The organism is Xanthomonas sp. SHU 308, from assembly GCF_000364645.1.
Lineage (GTDB): Bacteria > Pseudomonadota > Gammaproteobacteria > Xanthomonadales > Xanthomonadaceae > Xanthomonas_A > Xanthomonas_A sontii.
Window position 1 is genome coordinate 1 of record NZ_AQOK01000054.1, and the last position, 11,321, is coordinate 11,321.

At 69.1% G+C, this 11,321-nt stretch carries 11 protein-coding genes and 1 pseudogene; 10 read left to right on the plus strand and 2 right to left on the minus strand.

All coding sequences use genetic code 11. From position 1 onward, the window contains the following. Window positions 1-147: 147 nt before the first annotated feature. Window positions 148-5,094, minus strand: coding sequence for a putative Ig domain-containing protein (locus tag D588_RS0102585; protein WP_232764203.1), 4,947 nt, complete (start codon window positions 5,092-5,094; stop codon window positions 148-150). On the opposite strand from D588_RS0102585, the gene D588_RS28345 reads away from it, so the two are divergent. The 5 genes from D588_RS28345 (at window position 4,994) to D588_RS0102605 (ending at window position 7,763) form a co-directional block, all read left to right on the plus strand. After that, entirely contained in the window at window positions 4,994-5,398 is a 405-nt protein-coding gene (locus tag D588_RS28345) for a hypothetical protein (RefSeq protein WP_226978665.1), read from the plus strand. The genes D588_RS0102585 and D588_RS28345 overlap by 101 nt on opposite strands. Before the next feature lie 51 nt (window positions 5,399-5,449). Beyond that, the gene (locus tag D588_RS0102590) at window positions 5,450-5,995 is read left to right on the plus strand and encodes a tail fiber protein (protein ID WP_017909951.1); all 546 of its coding nucleotides are present in this window, start codon (window positions 5,450-5,452) and stop codon (window positions 5,993-5,995) included. A gap of 68 nt (window positions 5,996-6,063) precedes the next feature. Then, window positions 6,064-6,591 (plus strand): tail fiber protein, encoded by a 528-nt coding sequence (locus D588_RS0102595; RefSeq protein WP_011260754.1) that lies wholly within the window; start codon window positions 6,064-6,066, stop codon window positions 6,589-6,591. A gap of 58 nt (window positions 6,592-6,649) precedes the next feature. Continuing rightward, window positions 6,650-7,186 (plus strand): tail fiber protein, encoded by a 537-nt coding sequence (locus D588_RS0102600; protein WP_017909949.1) that lies wholly within the window; start codon window positions 6,650-6,652, stop codon window positions 7,184-7,186. Window positions 7,187-7,193: 7 nt separating this feature from the next. After that, a complete protein-coding gene (locus D588_RS0102605; RefSeq protein WP_026143293.1) occupies window positions 7,194-7,763 on the plus strand; it encodes a GNAT family N-acetyltransferase in 570 nt (189 codons plus the stop codon). Here the strand turns inward: D588_RS0102605 and D588_RS0102610 are convergent. After that, window positions 7,756-8,043: a hypothetical protein gene (locus tag D588_RS0102610; RefSeq protein WP_017909947.1), complete on the minus strand. Its 288-nt coding sequence runs from the start codon at window positions 8,041-8,043 to the stop codon at window positions 7,756-7,758. The two genes, D588_RS0102605 and D588_RS0102610, sit on opposite strands and share 8 nt — an antisense overlap. 329 nt (window positions 8,044-8,372) lie before the next feature. Here D588_RS0102610 and D588_RS0102615 point away from each other — a divergent pair, with 329 nt between their 5' ends. From D588_RS0102615 to D588_RS23835, 5 genes and pseudogenes are all read left to right on the plus strand, one after another. Further along, a complete protein-coding gene (locus D588_RS0102615; protein WP_017914863.1) occupies window positions 8,373-9,164 on the plus strand; it encodes an ATP-binding cassette domain-containing protein in 792 nt (263 codons plus the stop codon). Beyond that, on the plus strand, window positions 9,164-9,913 hold the full coding sequence (locus tag D588_RS0102620) for an MlaE family lipid ABC transporter permease subunit (protein ID WP_017909945.1): 750 nt from the start codon (window positions 9,164-9,166) through the stop codon (window positions 9,911-9,913). The genes D588_RS0102615 and D588_RS0102620 overlap by 1 nt, the downstream gene beginning before the upstream one ends. Window positions 9,914-10,016: 103 nt before the next feature. Then, window positions 10,017-10,556 (plus strand): outer membrane lipid asymmetry maintenance protein MlaD, encoded by a 540-nt coding sequence (gene mlaD / locus D588_RS0102625; protein WP_017909944.1) that lies wholly within the window; start codon window positions 10,017-10,019, stop codon window positions 10,554-10,556. Beyond that, a complete protein-coding gene (locus D588_RS0102630) occupies window positions 10,553-11,221 on the plus strand; it encodes an ABC transporter substrate-binding protein (protein WP_017909943.1) in 669 nt (222 codons plus the stop codon). Before mlaD ends, D588_RS0102630 begins: the two co-directional genes overlap by 4 nt. Continuing rightward, window positions 11,211-11,321 (plus strand): annotated as a pseudogene (locus tag D588_RS23835) (anti-sigma B factor antagonist); the annotation flags it as partial. The gene D588_RS0102630 and the pseudogene D588_RS23835, both read left to right, overlap by 11 nt.

Sequence of the window (11,321 nt, forward strand, 5' to 3'; positions counted from 1 at the left end):
CTAGCCGCTCCCTTCTCCCGCCGGGAGAAGGTGGCCCGCAGGGCCGGATGAGGGTACGGGCCCAGCCTCGCGCACCCGAACATCGCGAGTCGCTGCGCGCCGGACCCTCTCCCCAACCCCTCTCCCGGGGGGAGAGGGGCTTGAACGTCAGTACTTCTTCTCGACGTTGAACATCCAGGTCTGGTCGCTGCCGCTGTCGCCGTCGGTCACGCCGCGGTACTCCACGCGCGTGGACAGGCCCTGGTCGGTGCTGAACACCACGCCCACGCCCAGCATCAGCCGGTTGCGGTCGTACACGCTCTGCCCGGTGCGGTACAGGGTGCCGCCGACGATGTCGGCATAGCCCAGCGTGGCGTCGCCGCGGCCCTGGAAGTCGTGCTGGTACTCGAGCCGGAACTGCGGCGTCAGCCGTCCCCAGGTCATCTGCCGGCGCCATTCCAGGCGCAGGCCGAGGTTGCCGGTGGTGGTGGCCACGTCCATGTCCTCGTAGCGCAGCGCGTACGGCGCCATCGCCGCTTCGCTGTAGGCGTCCAGCGTGGCGCGCGCGGCATCCACCCGCGCGTACGGGGTGATCTGCCAATCGCCGCGCTGCAGGTCGGCACCGGCCGACAGCGACGCGATCCACTGGTGGCCGCTGCGGTCGCCTTCGGCCAGGGCGCCGTTGTCGGTGACGTAGCGGCGCAGGTCGTAGGACAGCAGCTGGTAGCCGACCAGGGTGTCGAAGAACAGCGTCTGGCCCGGGTGATAGCTGGCATACAGCGCCAGCGTGTACGCGGTCGACTCGCTGCGGCTGCCGTCGCGGCCGACATCGCTGTCGTCGCGGCCGAAGCCCACGCCCGCGCCCAATGCGAAGGACGAGGAGACGCGGTAATCGGCGCCCAGGCTCAGGCCATCGGTCTGGAAATCCACGCCGGCGCGCTGCGACTGCCTGTCCAGGCTGCCGGAGCGGATCGCACCACCCACCCACAGGCCCAGATCGCCTGCCGCAGTGGCATCGCGTGGTGCAGCCGACGCGGTGTCGGCGCCGCCGTCCATGGCGCCGTCGCGCAGGTCGCGGTTGGCCGGGTCGCACGCTTGCGCGTCCAGGTTGCGATCGCTCTGCAGCGTGCGGTCGCGCTGGCGGCACTGCGAGCTGGCCTGGAAGCTCACGCCGTTGTCGAAGCCGCGCGCACCCCGGTGGGTCGCCTCCAGGCGGCGCTGGAAGTTGTCGATCTGCGCCTTGGCGAAGCGCCGGGTCGACTCGGCCTGCGCGTCGATCAGGCCACGCACCTGCGCATCCTGGGTCGGATCCCGGCGCGGCGCGATCACGAACACGATGTCCGCCGGGGCCGAGGTCGCGTATGCATTAGACAGGGTGAAGCGCACCGTGGCGTTGCCGGAGAAGGCCGGGTTCGGCACGAAGGTCAGCATGAAGCCCGGGCCGTCGTCCGCGGCCGCGGTCGGCACGCCGGCGGCCCTGGCGGCCGCGCGGGTGATCGTCGCGGTACCGGCGTTGGCCGGCAGCACCGCGACCACGGCGGCCGCCACGAACGGACCGCCGGTGGCGTCGCGGGTGACGTCCAGCGTCTGCGCCTGCCCGGTCACCGCCGGCACCGTCACCGACACCGCGATGGGGCGGGCGTTGACGGTGATGGTGACCACGGCCGGCGCCGAACTGCCGCCGGCGCCGATGGCGGTGTAGTGCACGCTGTCCACGCCCACGTAGCCCGGCGCCGGCGTGTACACCAGGCGCACGCCATCGACGGTCGCGGTGCCGTGGCTGGGCGCGGTGGCGATGGCGATGCTGTCGATGCTGCCGGTGTCGTTGCCGGTGACCGCCAGGGTCAGCGCGGTATCCACGAGGGTGGCGCCGGTGTCGTTCGCCGCCACCGGTGCCGGCACCGCCGAGGCGATGGTCAGGGTGTAGGCCTGCGTGGCCGAGAAGCCGTTGGCATCGCTCACCTTGATGCTGAAGGCGAAGCTGCCGGCCGCGCTCGGCGTGCCGGACAGCACGCCCGCCGTGGTCAGGCTCAGCCCTGTCGGCAGCGCGCCGCTGACCACGCTGTAGCTGTACGGTGCGGTGCCGCCGCTGGTGCTCAGGGTCTGGTTGTACGCGGTGCCCGCGGTGCCGGCAGGCAAGGTCGGCTGCCCCGGAGTCAGGGTCGGCGCCGCGATGCTCAGCGTGTAGCTGCGGCTGGCCTGGCCGGGGACGCCGGCGGTGCTGTCGGTGACGGTGGCGGTGAAGACGAAACTGCCCGCCTGGGTCGGGGTACCGGACAGCACGCCGGCCGCGCTCAGGCTCAGCCCGGCCGGCAACGCGCCGGTAGCGAGGCTGTAGCTGTAGGGCGCGGTACCGCCGGTGGCGCTGAGCGCCTGACTGTAGGCGCTGCCCGCGGTGCCTGCCGGCAGCGCCGGCGGCGACAGCGTCAGCGTCGGAGAGGCCACCGTCAGGGTGAACGCCTGCGCCGCAGTGAAGGCGTTGGCGTCGGTGACGCCGACGGTGAACGCGAAGTTACCGGCCGTGGTCGGCGTACCGGACAGCACGCCGCCCGCGCTCAGGCTCATCCCGCTCGGCAAGGCGCCGGCATTGAGCACATAGCTGTACGGTGCGGTGCCGCCGCTGGTGCTCAGCGCCTGGCTGTAGCTGGCGTTGATCGCCGCTGCCGGCAACGTCGGCGGGGTGATAGCCAGGGTCGGCGAGGCGATGGACAGGGTGTAGGCGTGCGAGCCGCCGAAACTGCCGGCATCGGTGACGCCGACGACGAAGGTGAAGCTGCCGGCCACGGCCGGGGTGCCGGATAGGACACCGGCACTGCTCAGGCTCAGGCCCGCAGGCAAGGCACCGGAGCTGAGCGCGTAGGTGTAGGGCGCCGTCCCGCCGCTGGTGCTCAACGTCTGGCTGTAGGCGGTGCCCGCGGTCCCGGACGGCAGGGTGGACGGGGCGACGGTCAAGGTCGGCGCCACGATCGCCAGCGTATAGCTGCGCGACGCCTGGCCCGGCGTTCCGGAGGTGCTGTCGGTCGCGACCAGGGTGAAGCTGAAATTGCCGGTCACGGTGGGCGTGCCGCTGAGCGCACCGGTCGCACTGTTGACGGTCACGCCTGCCGGCAAGGCGCCGGCCGTGACGGCATAGGTGTACGGCGCGATGCCGCCGCTGGCCTGGGTGATCGCCGCGCTGTAGGCCTGGCCGGCGGTGCCGTTGGGCAGGGTCGTCGCCGGCAGCGTCACGGTTGGCGCAGCCACCGTCAACGTATAGGCACGGCTACCACTGATGGGCGACGCGCCGCTGTCGGTCGCGGACACGGTGAAATTGAAGCTGCCGCTGCCGCTGGGCGTGCCGGTCAGCACGCCGGCGGAACTCAGCAGCATGCCCACCGGCAATGTGCCGGTGGTGATCGCGAAGCCATATGGCGCCGTCCCACCACTGGCCGTCAAGGTCTGGCTGTAGCTGGTGCCGGCGGTGGCCGCCGGTAGCGACGTCGGCGAGATCGTCACCACTGCATCGTCGTTGAGGATCGTGCCGGTGGCGGTGGCACGCGCGATGGTGGCGTTGCTGGCAGCGGACAGGGTCACCGTGAACGTCTCGTCCGGCTCGACGGTGGTGTCGCCGATGATCGTCACTGCGATGCTCTGCACGGTGGTGCCGGGCGCGAAGGCCAGCGGACCCGAGGTGGCGACATAGTCGCTGCCGGCAGTGGCGGTGCCGTCGGCGGTCCCGTAGTTGACCATGACGGTTTGGCCGCTGGCGGCGCTGAGGGTAACCGTGAACGTCGCCGTGGTGTTGCCGCTGTTGCCTTCGATGACGCTGACATCGCCGATCGAGAGCGACGGCTGCGCATCGTCGTTGACGATGGTGCCCTGGCCCTGTCCGTCGGCGACGGTGGCGCCGCTGACGTTGCTGACGTTGACGAAGAAGGTTTCGTCGGGTTCGTTGAGCGTGTCGCCGATCACCTGCACGGTGAAGGTGGCACTGCTGCTGCCGGCCGGAATGGTCAGCCCGTTCACGCTGGAGGAGATGTAGTCGGTGCCCGCGGTCGCGGTGCCGTTGGCGGTGGCGATGTCGAAGCTGACCCCGCCGCTGCCGGCCGGCTGGCTGAGCGAGACGGTGAAGGTGAACGCGGTGTTGCCGGAATTGCCTTCGTTCTGCGACACGTTATTGATCGACAGGGTCGGCAGATCGTCGTTGAGGATGGTGCCGGTGGCGCTGGACGGCGAGCCGACGGTGTAACCGCTGCCCGCATTGAGGCTGATCACCACGGTCTCGTCCGGTTCCACCGTGGTGTCGGGGGTGGGATCGACGGTGATGGTGCCGCTGGTCTGCCCGGCCGCAATCACCAGCGGCGAGTTGACCGCTGCGTAGTCGGTACCGGACGTCGCGGTGCCGCCCACGCTGAAGCCGATCGAGAGCGCCGACGGCGACGCCTGGCTCAGGGTGACGGTGTAGACGAGGTTGGCGCTGCCATCTTCGGCGACGCTGGCCGGCGACACCGCGATGCTCGCCGAGGGATAGTCGTCGTTGACGATGGTGGCGGTGGCGCTGGACGGGTTGCCGATCGAGTAGCCGGTACCGTTGGCCACCTGGAAGATCACCGTCTCGTCCGGCTCCACCGTGGTGTCGGCGACTGGGGTGACGCTGAAACTGGCGGACGTCGCGTTGGCCGGCACCACGACGCTGGTAACCGCACCGGTGTAGTCGGTCCCGCTGTCGGCCGTGCCGCTGCGGGTCAGGTTCACCGTGGTCGCCGAACTGTTGGTCGAGCTCAACGTCACCGTGTAGACGAAGGGCGTGCCGCTGTCCTCGTTGGCGCTGGACGGGGAGACCGTGATGCTGGCGCTGCGCGAGGGGTTGATGGTGATGTTGAAGACGACCTGGTTGTTGTCCTGGTCCAGCAGGTAGAACGAGTCCGAGGTCGCGCCGTCCCCGTTGTTGGTATAGGTCACCGTCTGCGTGCCAGGACCGGACTGCTGGCTGAGCACGAAACTGCCGTGCGCAGGCTGCACAAGAGGATCGGTCATGCCACCGTTCGAGTCCCCGTCGCAGTCGCTGACGTCGAACGTCACCGATTGGCCCTGGTTCACGGTCGCGGTTTTAGGCGACGGGCAGTACAAAGCCATGCAAACCTGCGACGTCGTCATCAACAGCAGCGCCATCAGCCAACGCAACATCCGTCGCACGCCGCTCGATGCGGAGCATTTTGTAGACATATTTCGATTCCCCCAAAACGCGCCACCCCATGGGCGCTGGCAGCCATCCTGGTGCCTCGGACTTCGCGGAACATCGGCCCAGCAAGCATCGGCCGTGCGCGTCGCGCGGCCATTGGAACAGCAAATCCGACGCCGCGTAAAGCAACAAATGCGTCACGTCTGTCTGGTTCAGCGAAATCGTCGCTTGCAAGTCGCCGAAGTCGTGATTAAGTAGTCTGGCGCCAGACACGAGGTCTGGCGTCATCCACTCCGGGGGGAGATCCGCATGAGCGAGTTCTTCATCGGTCAGATCATGCTGACCGGTTTCGCGTTTGCGCCAAAATATTTTGCGCAGTGCAACGGGCAATTGCTGCCGATCAATCAGAACCAGGCCCTGTTCAGTCTGCTCAGCACCCGCTTCGGCGGCGACGGCAAGACCACCTTCGGCTTGCCGGACATGCGCGGACGCACGCCGGTGGGCTACGGGCCATCGGCCGACCCGGCGTGGCAGCCGCCTGCGGTGCCGATGGGCCAGGCCGCCGGCGCGGAGACGGTGACACTGGTAGGCGACAACCTGCCCCCGCATACCCACCTGATGACTTGCAGCAGCGCCAACGGTGACAACCGCATACCGACCGGCCGCCTGTTCGCCAACAACTACATCCCTACTGGAACTCCGCACGCGCTGTACGCCGCGCCAGGCGCAACGGTGCCACTGTCGCAGTCCACCATCGCCAATAGCGGCGGCGGCCAGGCGCATCCGAACGTGCAGCCGTACACCACGATCAATTTCTGCATCGCGCTGTCCGGCATCTTCCCTTCGCGCAGCTAGGCGCATCCGCATCCGGGCACGCCGCGCACAGTCGTGCGCGTGGCGCCTCATCGACCAGGAAGCATCTCATGGGTACTCCCTTCATCGGCGAAATCCGCATGTTCGGCTTCGGCCGTACGCCTCAAGGCTGGCAGGCGTGCGACGGCTCGCTGCTGCAGATCTCCGAATACGAACCGTTGTACGTCCTGCTCGGCACTGCCTACGGCGGCAACGGCACCAGCACCTTCGCGGTGCCGGATCTGCGTGGTCGCCTGCCGATCCACCAGGGCCAGGGACCGGGCCTGAGCAACTACCCGCTCGCCCAGCGCGCAGGCACCGAGACGGTGACATTGACGGAGCTGCAGATGCCGGCACACACGCATACCGCGCAGGCCACCACCGCCGCGGCCACCACCACCGCGCCCGCCGGTCTGTTGCCGGCCGCGGTCAACGGGAGCCAGTTCTATGCAAGCGACGTTACCGGCGCCACGATGCTGGCGCTGTCGCCGCAAAGCACGTCCTTCGCTGGCGGCAACCAACCGCACGACAACGTCATGCCGACGCTGACCGTGCAGTACTGCATCGCCACCACCGGCATCTTCCCGCAACAGGCCTGACCTCTGCGCCGCGCCGACACGGCCGCGGCACGCATCCGCTCATCGGAGGAATCCGCTCATGACCGAACCCTATATCGGCGAAATCCAGCTGTTCGGCTTCGACTACAACCCGTACGGCTGGGCGTTGTGCAACGGCGCCACCCTGCCGATCACGCAGAACACCGTGCTGTATTCCCTGCTCGGCGTGGCCTACGGCGGCAATGGCACCACCACGTTCCAACTGCCGAATTTCGTGACGCGCGCCGGCTGCCAGCAGGGCGCGGGGCCTGGACTGACGCCGCACACGCTGGGCAGCAATTTCGGCTCGGCGTCGGTGAGCTTGCAGAGCACGCAGATCCCCATGCACCAGCACGGGGTCACTGCTGCCTCGCAGCCGGATGGCACGAAGAAAACCGCTTCGCCTGCGAGCGGTGTCGCCCTGTCGACGCTGAACGTGAATACCGAACGCCCGTTCCTGGCGGTCGCGCCGAACACGCAGTTCTCCCCGACCATGTTGATGCCCACCGGCATCGGCCAGGCGCACGAGAACCGGCAGCCGTATCTGGCGGTGAACTTCTGCATCGCGTTGCAGGGCAACTATCCGGTCTTCAACTGAGGACATGATGTCGATCGCCGCGTCGCCCGGCTTTCCGCAACGGGACGCCGGGTGGGCGGCGCCCGCTGCGCTGCAGGCACGCGGCATCAGCGTGCGGCCGGCGCGTTCGGCAGACCTGAACTGGCTACGCGACCTGTACGCCAGCACGCGGCGCGACGAACTGGCCGCAGTCCCCTGGCCGGAGCCAGCCAAGCGCGCCTTTCTCGACCAGCAGTTCGCCTTGCAGCATGCGCACTATCTGCAACACTTTCCCGGCGCGGACTTCCTGATCGTGGAAGACGCGCACGCACGGCTGGGCCGGCTGTATCTGGACCGCAGCACGGATCCGCACGTCCTGGTCGATATCAGCCTGCTGCCGGACTGCCGCGGCCACGGCATCGGCGGCGCGCTGATCGCGCAGGCACAGGCGCTCGCACATGCGGATGGGCGCGCACTGACACTGCATGTGCTGCATGCCAATCCCGCAGCGCAGCGGCTCTACGCGCGGCTGGGCTTCGTTGCCGGCGAGGCCGGCCAGACCCATCTGGCCATGCGCTGGGATGGCGCTGGCACGAAGCCGGACGCGCGCGTCAGTTGAACACCGCCTGATACAGGAAGCCGTCGCGTTCGCGCGCCACCGGCACCAGGAAGATGCCGATCTCGCCCAGGCGCGGATGGCGCATCTGGTAGGTCTGCTGCGGAAACAGAAAAGCCGAGCCGTTGCGGAACAGCAGCGAGAACGGAGCGCGCCGCGCCGCGGGCGGCGTCGGCAGCGGCCGCGCCTCGACCAGCACGAACGCGACCTCGCCTTCGTTCAACTGCGCCGAGAACGTCTCGTTCACGCTTCCAGCGAAGTGTTCCAAGCTCAACAGCTCCATCCTTGACTCCAGGTGTGGTTCGGCACGGGCGCCATGCCGGCATCGTCGCGTGCCGTCGCGACGCGCACAAGCGCTGTGCGGGCATTTGTCCACATCGCCTTTTGTCCACACCTCAAGTGCAGCTGCGAGGCGCTGGCGCGGTGGCGGCCATCCCGAGCCGATGCGGCGTCGCCGGCGACCAATGCGCGGCCGTATGACACGCTGTTGCATGAACGGGGCGAAGCGGGCGCGCACACCGGCCCGCGCAGTGCCACAATACTGCACGGGCCAGTTCGGTTAAGTTCAGCCGAACGGATCGATCCTATGTTGTGTTTTCGTTAAAGGTCGCGATGGCGTCTTCCGAATCCAATCTGGTGCAGTTGTCGGGCGTGCGCATCGACCGCGGCGGCCGGGCGATCCTGCGTGACGTTTCGCTGAGCGTGCCGCGCGGCAGCATCACCGCGGTGCTCGGCCCCTCCGGCAGCGGCAAGTCCACGCTGCTGGCGGCGCTGACCGGCGAACTGGAGCTGGCCGCGGGGACGCTTCAGGTGTTCGGCAAGCCATTGCCGCGCGGCAGCCGCGCGCTGCGCGAGACCCGCAAGAGCATCGGCGTGCTGCTGCAGGGCAACGGCCTGCTGACCGACCTGAGCGTGGCCGAGAACGTGGCGCTGCCATTGCGCGCCCACACCCGCCTGCCCGAGCCGGTGCTGCAACGGCTGGTCGCATTGAAGCTGCATGCGGTGGGCCTGCTGGCCGCCGCCGACGCCTGGCCGCGCGAGCTGTCCGGCGGCATGGCGCGGCGCGTGGCGCTGGCGCGGGCGCTGGCCCTGGACCCGCCGCTGATGATCTACGACGAACCCCTGACCGGGCTGGACCCGATCGCCTCCGGCGTGATCATGAGCCTGATCCAGCGCCTCAACCACACCCTGGGCCTGACCAGCATCATCGTCAGCCACCACGTCCACGAGACCCTGCCGATCTGCGACCAGGCCGTGGCCATCGCCAACGGCGGCGTGGTCTTCGCCGGCACCCCGCAGGCGTTGCAGGCCAGCACCGATCCGCTGCTGCAGCAGTTCCTGCACGGCCGTCCCGACGGCCCGATCCCGTTCGATGCGCCGCAGCGCGCGCGGAGCGCCGCCTGATGGCCATCGTTGCCCCGATCCGTTCCCTGGGCCGTGCCGGGCTGTTCTTCCTGACCGTGCTGCGCGGCTCGCTGCCGACCCGCGACCTGCTGGCCGAGCTGATCCGCGAGATCTACAAGGTCGGCGCGCGTTCGCTGCCGATCATCGCCGTGGGCGGCGCCTTCGTCGGCCTGGTGCTGACTCTGCAGGGCTACCGCACGCTGCAGACCTATGGCGCCTCCGATGCGCTGTCCACGCTGCTCGGCCTGTCGCTATACCGCGAGCTGGCGCCGGTGCTGACCGCGCTGCTGTTCATCGGCCGCGCCGGCAGTTCCATCGCCGCCGAGCTCGGCCTGATGCGTGCGACCGACCAGATCAAGGCGCTGGAGCTGATGGCGATCGACCCGGTGGCCAAGGCGGTGGCGCCGCGCTTCTGGGCGGCGGTGCTGACCGTGCCGCTGCTGACCGGCATCTTCTGCTCGCTGGCGATCAGCGCCAGCTATTTCGAGGCGGTGGCGGCGCTCGGCCTGGACCGCGGCACGTTCTGGTCGGCGCTGTCGAGCAGCGTGGATTTCTGGGACGACTTCGGCGTGGCGATGCTGAAGTCGGCGGTGTTCGGCGGCACGGCGGCGCTGGTGGCGGCCTATGTCGGCTTCCATGCCGAGCCGACCATCGAGGGCACTTCGGTGGCCACCACCCGCGCCGTGGTCAACGCCTCGCTGCTGGTGCTGATGTTCAACTTCGTCATGTCGGCGCTGCTGTTCCGCTGAGCGGCGCCAACGCGGGGCCGGCCGGCGACGGCAGGCTCCGCGGCAACATCCCGGTCGCGGCACTGGCGCCGCGGCCACGCTGAATCAACAAGGTAGACACGTTATGGCTCTCCGTGGTCCCCGTCTCGAGTTCGCCGTCGGCGCCTTCCTGCTGCTGGGCCTGGCCTCGCTGCTGGTGCTGGCGCTGGCTTCCACCAACCGCCAGTGGGGCTTCGGCGGCCACCGCTACGACCTGGTCGCGCGCTTCTCGCAGATCGGCCAGCTGCGTGCGCAGGCGCCGGTGAAGATCGGCGGCGTCATCATCGGCCAGGTCGCCAAGATCGACCTGGACCCGACCAAGTTCGACTCGGTGGTGACCCTGTCCATCGACGACAAGTACAAGGACCTGCCGGCCGACACTTCGGCGGCGATCCTGACCAGCGGTCTGCTGGGCGAGAGCTATGTCGGCCTGCAGCCCGGCGGCGACCCCGACACGCTCAAGCCCGGCCAGGAAATCGCCTTCACCCAGCCGGCGGTGGACCTGATCCAGCTGGTCGGCAAGTACATGTTCGGCGGCGGCAGCGCCGGCGGCGACAAGAACGCAACACCCGCTGCCGCACCCTCGGCCGATCCCACCACGCCCGCAACGGAACCCAAGCCATGACGATCAAACTGCTTTCCGCCGCTCTCGCCGCCGCGCTGGCCGTGGCCGCGCCCTCCGCCGCCCTGGCCCAAGCCGCCGCGCCGGCCGCCGCCGCCACCCAGGCCGGTTCGGCCAGCAAGGTGGTGCTGGAGAACAGCACGCGCATCCTGACCACGCTGGAACAGCGCCGCAGCGAGTTCAAGAGCAACCCGACCGCGCTGCGCCAGTTCATCGACAGCGAGATGAACAAGTCCTTCGACCGCGACTACGCCGCCCGCCTGGTGCTGGGTGTGCACGGCCGCGGCGCCTCCGATGCCGACGTCAAGCTGTTCGGCGACGCGATGGCCGACAACCTGATGCAGCGCTACGGCACCTCGCTGCTGACCTTCGAAGGCAAGCCGCAGGTGCGGGTGAAGTCGGAAACCCCGCTGCCCGGCGGCCGCGGCGTCAAGGTCTCCACCGAACTGCTGCGCAGCGGCGGCGACCCGGTGCCGGTGGACTACCTGCTGCGCAACACCGGCGCGGGTTGGAAGATCTTCGACGTGATGGTGGAGGGCGTGTCCTACGTGCAGACCTTCCGCAACCAGTTCGACACCCCGCTGCGCAACAAGTCGATCCCCGAGGTTGCGGCCGAGCTGCGCAACGGCACGCTGCAGGCGGCACCGGCGGGCAACAGTGGCAAGTGATGCGCCGCAGCTGCGCCGCGACGGCGACACGCTCGCGCTGAGCGGCGTGCTCGACCGTGCCGCGGCCACCGCGCTGTGGCCGGCAGCGCTGCGCGCGCTG

Excerpts from the sequence above, each read along its gene's own strand:
- D588_RS28345 (WP_226978665.1), top strand. The coding sequence starts at position 4,994 with ATGCCACCGTTCGAGTCCCCGTCGCAGTCGCTGACGTCGAACGTCACC.
- D588_RS0102585 (WP_232764203.1), bottom strand. The coding sequence starts at position 5,094 with ATGGCTTTGTACTGCCCGTCGCCTAAAACCGCGACCGTGAACCAGGGC.
- D588_RS0102590 (WP_017909951.1), top strand. The coding sequence starts at position 5,450 with ATGAGCGAGTTCTTCATCGGTCAGATCATGCTGACCGGTTTCGCGTTT.
- D588_RS0102595 (WP_011260754.1), top strand. The coding sequence starts at position 6,064 with ATGGGTACTCCCTTCATCGGCGAAATCCGCATGTTCGGCTTCGGCCGT.
- D588_RS0102600 (WP_017909949.1), top strand. The coding sequence starts at position 6,650 with ATGACCGAACCCTATATCGGCGAAATCCAGCTGTTCGGCTTCGACTAC.
- D588_RS0102605 (WP_026143293.1), top strand. The coding sequence starts at position 7,194 with ATGTCGATCGCCGCGTCGCCCGGCTTTCCGCAACGGGACGCCGGGTGG.
- D588_RS0102610 (WP_017909947.1), bottom strand. The coding sequence starts at position 8,043 with ATGGAGCTGTTGAGCTTGGAACACTTCGCTGGAAGCGTGAACGAGACG.
- D588_RS0102615 (WP_017914863.1), top strand. The coding sequence starts at position 8,373 with ATGGCGTCTTCCGAATCCAATCTGGTGCAGTTGTCGGGCGTGCGCATC.
- D588_RS0102620 (WP_017909945.1), top strand. The coding sequence starts at position 9,164 with ATGGCCATCGTTGCCCCGATCCGTTCCCTGGGCCGTGCCGGGCTGTTC.
- mlaD (WP_017909944.1), top strand. The coding sequence starts at position 10,017 with ATGGCTCTCCGTGGTCCCCGTCTCGAGTTCGCCGTCGGCGCCTTCCTG.
- D588_RS0102630 (WP_017909943.1), top strand. The coding sequence starts at position 10,553 with ATGACGATCAAACTGCTTTCCGCCGCTCTCGCCGCCGCGCTGGCCGTG.